The sequence below is a fragment of the Streptococcus taonis genome (assembly GCF_029948085.1).
In the GTDB taxonomy this organism is placed as follows: domain Bacteria; phylum Bacillota; class Bacilli; order Lactobacillales; family Streptococcaceae; genus Streptococcus; species Streptococcus taonis.
On record NZ_JARZZP010000026.1, the window covers coordinates 1 to 5,354 of the forward strand.

Genomic DNA, 5,354 nt, shown 5'->3' on the forward strand with positions numbered 1-5,354 from the left:
CTCTGGGCAGACGAACGATTTAAAGGTCGCAAAGCCCTTCTCAGAGAGCTGAAGGAAACATTACAGAGACTTTAAAAAAAATTAAAAAAAGGTGTTGACAAAGTAAGAAAAGTCGGTATAATAGTAAGAGTTGAAAATAACAACTCCGGTCCGTTGGTCAAGGGGTTAAGACACCGCCTTTTCACGGCGGTAACACGGGTTCGAATCCCGTACGGACTATAGTATGAAGCAGTTAGAACACTAGATGAAAAAAATTAAAAAAAGTTTCAAAAAAGTGTTGACAAGCGAAAGCGGCTGTGATATACTAATATAGTTGTCACTTGAGAGAAGTGAGTGACAAAGACCTTTGAAAACTGAACAAGACGAACCAATGTGCAGGGCACTACAACTAAGGTTGTAGTACTGAACAATGAAAAAAACAATAAATCTGTCAGTGACAGAAATGAGTGAGAACTCAAACTTTTAATGAGAGTTTGATCCTGGCTCAGGACGAACGCTGGCGGCGTGCCTAATACATGCAAGTAGAACGCTGAAGGAGGAGCTTGCTCTTCTGGATGAGTTGCGAACGGGTGAGTAACGCGTAGGTAACCTGCCTGGTAGCGGGGGATAACTATTGGAAACGATAGCTAATACCGCATAATAGTAGATATTGCATGATATCTGCTTGAAAGGTGCAATTGCATCGCTACCAGATGGACCTGCGTTGTATTAGCTAGTTGGTGAGGTAACGGCTCACCAAGGCGACGATACATAGCCGACCTGAGAGGGTGATCGGCCACACTGGGACTGAGACACGGCCCAGACTCCTACGGGAGGCAGCAGTAGGGAATCTTCGGCAATGGACGGAAGTCTGACCGAGCAACGCCGCGTGAGTGAAGAAGGTTTTCGGATCGTAAAGCTCTGTTGTAAGAGAAGAACGAGTGTGAGAGTGGAAAGTTCACACTGTGACGGTATCTTACCAGAAAGGGACGGCTAACTACGTGCCAGCAGCCGCGGTAATACGTAGGTCCCGAGCGTTGTCCGGATTTATTGGGCGTAAAGCGAGCGCAGGCGGTTAGATAAGTCTGAAGTTAAAGGCTGTGGCTTAACCATAGTACGCTTTGGAAACTGTTTAACTTGAGTGCAAGAGGGGAGAGTGGAATTCCATGTGTAGCGGTGAAATGCGTAGATATATGGAGGAACACCGGTGGCGAAAGCGGCTCTCTGGCTTGTAACTGACGCTGAGGCTCGAAAGCGTGGGGAGCAAACAGGATTAGATACCCTGGTAGTCCACGCCGTAAACGATGAGTGCTAGGTGTTAGACCCTTTCCGGGGTTTAGTGCCGCAGCTAACGCATTAAGCACTCCGCCTGGGGAGTACGACCGCAAGGTTGAAACTCAAAGGAATTGACGGGGGCCCGCACAAGCGGTGGAGCATGTGGTTTAATTCGAAGCAACGCGAAGAACCTTACCAGGTCTTGACATCCCTCTGACCGCTCTAGAGATAGAGCTTTCCTTCGGGACAGAGGTGACAGGTGGTGCATGGTTGTCGTCAGCTCGTGTCGTGAGATGTTGGGTTAAGTCCCGCAACGAGCGCAACCCCTATTGTTAGTTGCCATCATTCAGTTGGGCACTCTAGCGAGACTGCCGGTAATAAACCGGAGGAAGGTGGGGATGACGTCAAATCATCATGCCCCTTATGACCTGGGCTACACACGTGCTACAATGGCTGGTACAACGAGTCGCAAGTCGGTGACGGCAAGCTAATCTCTTAAAGCCAGTCTCAGTTCGGATTGTAGGCTGCAACTCGCCTACATGAAGTCGGAATCGCTAGTAATCGCGGATCAGCACGCCGCGGTGAATACGTTCCCGGGCCTTGTACACACCGCCCGTCACACCACGAGAGTTTGTAACACCCGAAGTCGGTGAGGTAACCATTTGGAGCCAGCCGCCTAAGGTGGGATAGATGATTGGGGTGAAGTCGTAACAAGGTAGCCGTATCGGAAGGTGCGGCTGGATCACCTCCTTTCTAAGGATAAGGAATGCACATTGGTCTTGTTTAGTCTTGAGAGGTCTTGTGGGGCCTTAGCTCAGCTGGGAGAGCGCCTGCTTTGCACGCAGGAGGTCAGCGGTTCGATCCCGCTAGGCTCCATTGGTGAGAGATCACCAAGTAATGCACATTGAAAATTGAATATCTATATCAAATAGTAACAAGAAAATAAACCGAAAACGCTGTAGTATTAATAAGAGTTTATGACTGAAAGGTCAGAAAAATAAGGTTAAGTTAATAAGGGCGCACGGTGGATGCCTTGGCACTAGGAGCCGAAGAAGGACGTGACAAACGACGATATGCCTTGGGTAGCTGTAAGTAAGCGATGATCCAGGGATTTCCGAATGGGGGAACCCAACAGGTACTACCTGTTACCCGCATCTGTTAAGGATGTGAGGAGGAAGACGCAGTGAACTGAAACATCTAAGTAGCTGCAGGAAGAGAAAGCAAAAGCGATTGCCTTAGTAGCGGCGAGCGAAACGGCAGGAGGGCAAACCGAAGAGTTTACTCTTCGGGGTTGTAGGACTGCAATGTGGACTCAAAGACTATAGAAGAATGATTTGGGAAGATCAGCCAAAGAGAGTGATAGCCTCGTATTTAAAATAATCTTTGTACCTAGCAGTATCCTGAGTACGGCGGGACACGCGAAATCCCGTCGGAATCTGGGAGGACCATCTCCCAACCCTAAATACTCCCTAGTGACCGATAGTGAACCAGTACCGTGAGGGAAAGGTGAAAAGCACCCCGGGAGGGGAGTGAAATAGAACCTGAAACCGTGTGCCTACAACAAGTTCGAGCCCGTTAATGGGTGAGAGCGTGCCTTTTGTAGAATGAACCGGCGAGTTACGTTATGATGCGAGGTTAAGTTGAAGAGACGGAGCCGTAGGGAAACCGAGTCTGAACAGGGCGAATTAGTATCATGACGTAGACCCGAAACCATGTGACCTACCCATGAGCAGGTTGAAGGTGCGGTAAGACGCACTGGAGGACCGAACCAGGGCACGTTGAAAAGTGCTTGGATGACTTGTGGGTAGCGGAGAAATTCCAAACGAACTTGGAGATAGCTGGTTCTCTCCGAAATAGCTTTAGGGCTAGCGTCGACATTAGAGATTCTTGGAGGTAGAGCACTGTTTGGGTGAGGGGTCCATCCCGGATTACCAATCTCAGATAAACTCCGAATGCCAATGAATTATGGTCGGCAGTCAGACTGCGAGTGCTAAGATCCGTAGTCGAAAGGGAAACAGCCCAGACCACCAGCTAAGGTCCCAAAATAATTGTTAAGTGGAAAAGGATGTGGGGTTGCACAGACAACTAGGATGTTAGCTTAGAAGCAGCTATTCATTCAAAGAGTGCGTAATAGCTCACTAGTCGAGTGACCCTGCGCCGAAAATGTACCGGGGCTAAAACAATTTACCGAAGCTGTGGATACCTTTATAGGTATGGTAGGAGAGCGTTCTATGTGTGAAGAAGGTGTACCGTGAGGAGTGCTGGAACGCATAGAAGTGAGAATGCCGGTATGAGTAGCGAAAGACAGGTGAGAATCCTGTCCACCGTAAGACTAAGGTTTCCAGGGGAAGGCTCGTCCGCCCTGGGTTAGTCGGGACCTAAGGAGAGACCGAAAGGTGTATCCGATGGACAACAGGTTGAGATTCCTGTACTAGAGTATGTAGTGATGGAGGGACGCAGTAGGCTAACTAAAGCAGACGATTGGAAGTGTCTGTCTAAGCAGTGAGGTGTGAATTGAGTTAAATGCTTAGTTCTATAACATTGAGCTGTGATGGGGAGCGAAGTTTAGTAGCGAAGTTAGTGACGTCACACTGCCAAGAAAAGCTTCTAGCGTTTAAACATACTCTACCCGTACCGCAAACCGACACAGGTAGTCGAGGCGAGTAGCCTCAGGTGAGCGAGAGAACTCTCGTTAAGGAACTCGGCAAAATGACCCCGTAACTTCGGGAGAAGGGGTGCTGACTTTAAGTCAGCCGCAGTGAATAGGCCCAAGCAACTGTTTATCAAAAACACAGCTCTCTGCTAAATCGTAAGATGATGTATAGGGGGTGACGCCTGCCCGGTGCTGGAAGGTTAAGAGGAGTGCTTAGCGGTAACGCGAAGGTATGAATTGAAGCCCCAGTAAACGGCGGCCGTAACTATAACGGTCCTAAGGTAGCGAAATTCCTTGTCGGGTAAGTTCCGACCCGCACGAAAGGCGTAATGATTTGGGCACTGTCTCAACGAGAGACTCGGTGAAATTTTAGTACCTGTGAAGATGCAGGTTACCCGCGACAGGACGGAAAGACCCCATGGAGCTTTACTGCAGTTTGATATTGAGTGTCTGTACCACATGTACAGGATAGGTAGGAGTCTACGAGATCGGGACGCCAGTTTCGAAGGAGACGTTGTTGGGATACTACCCTTGTGTTATGGCCACTCTAACCCAGATAGGTGATCCCTATCGGAGACAGTGTCTGACGGGCAGTTTGACTGGGGCGGTCGCCTCCTAAAAGGTAACGGAGGCGCCCAAAGGTTCCCTCAGAATGGTTGGAAATCATTCGCAGAGTGTAAAGGTATAAGGGAGCTTGACTGCGAGAGCTACAACTCGAGCAGGGACGAAAGTCGGGCTTAGTGATCCGGTGGTTCCGTATGGAAGGGCCATCGCTCAACGGATAAAAGCTACCCTGGGGATAACAGGCTTATCTCCCCCAAGAGTTCACATCGACGGGGAGGTTTGGCACCTCGATGTCGGCTCGTCGCATCCTGGGGCTGTAGTCGGTCCCAAGGGTTGGGCTGTTCGCCCATTAAAGCGGCACGCGAGCTGGGTTCAGAACGTCGTGAGACAGTTCGGTCCCTATCCGTCGCGGGCGTAGGAAATTTGAGAGGATCTGCTCCTAGTACGAGAGGACCAGAGTGGACTTACCGCTGGTGTACCAGTTGTCTTGCCAAAGGCATCGCTGGGTAGCTATGTAGGGAAGGGATAAACGCTGAAAGCATCTAAGTGTGAAACCCACCTCAAGATGAGATTTCCCATGATTTTATATCAGTAAGAGCCCTGAGAGATGATCAGGTAGATAGGTTAGAAGTGGAAGTGTGGCGACACATGTAGCGGACTAATACTAATAGCTCGAGGACTTATCCAAAGCAACTGAGAATACGAAGCGTGATTATTTTAAGTGAAATTTGATAGATATTCAATTTTGAGTAGGTATTACTCAAAGTTAAGTGACGATAGCCTAGGAGATACACCTGTACCCATGCCGAACACAGAAGTTAAGCCCTAGAACGCCGGAAGTAGTTGGGGGTTGCCCCCTGTGAGATAAGGAAGTCGCTTAGCT

At 49.2% G+C, this 5,354-nt stretch carries 2 tRNA genes and 3 rRNA genes; all 5 read left to right on the forward strand.

The features are described from left to right. The first annotated feature begins 147 nt into the window (after positions 1-147). The 5 genes from QEZ38_RS09620 to rrf all read left to right on the forward strand — a co-directional run bounded on the left by QEZ38_RS09620 (position 148) and on the right by rrf (position 5,353). A tRNA-Glu gene (locus QEZ38_RS09620) sits at positions 148-219 on the forward strand. Positions 220-461: 242 nt separating this feature from the next. After that, positions 462-2,007, forward strand: a 16S ribosomal RNA gene (locus QEZ38_RS09625). A gap of 50 nt (positions 2,008-2,057) precedes the next feature. Beyond that, a tRNA-Ala gene (locus QEZ38_RS09630) sits at positions 2,058-2,130 on the forward strand. Between the two features lie 125 nt (positions 2,131-2,255). Next, positions 2,256-5,159: ribosomal RNA gene (locus QEZ38_RS09635) — 23S ribosomal RNA — on the forward strand. Positions 5,160-5,237: 78 nt separating this feature from the next. Then, a 5S ribosomal RNA gene (rrf, locus tag QEZ38_RS09640) occupies positions 5,238-5,353 on the forward strand. Together the 16S, 23S and 5S rRNA genes with 2 tRNA genes alongside form the textbook arrangement of a ribosomal RNA operon. Position 5,354 lies beyond the last annotated feature (1 nt).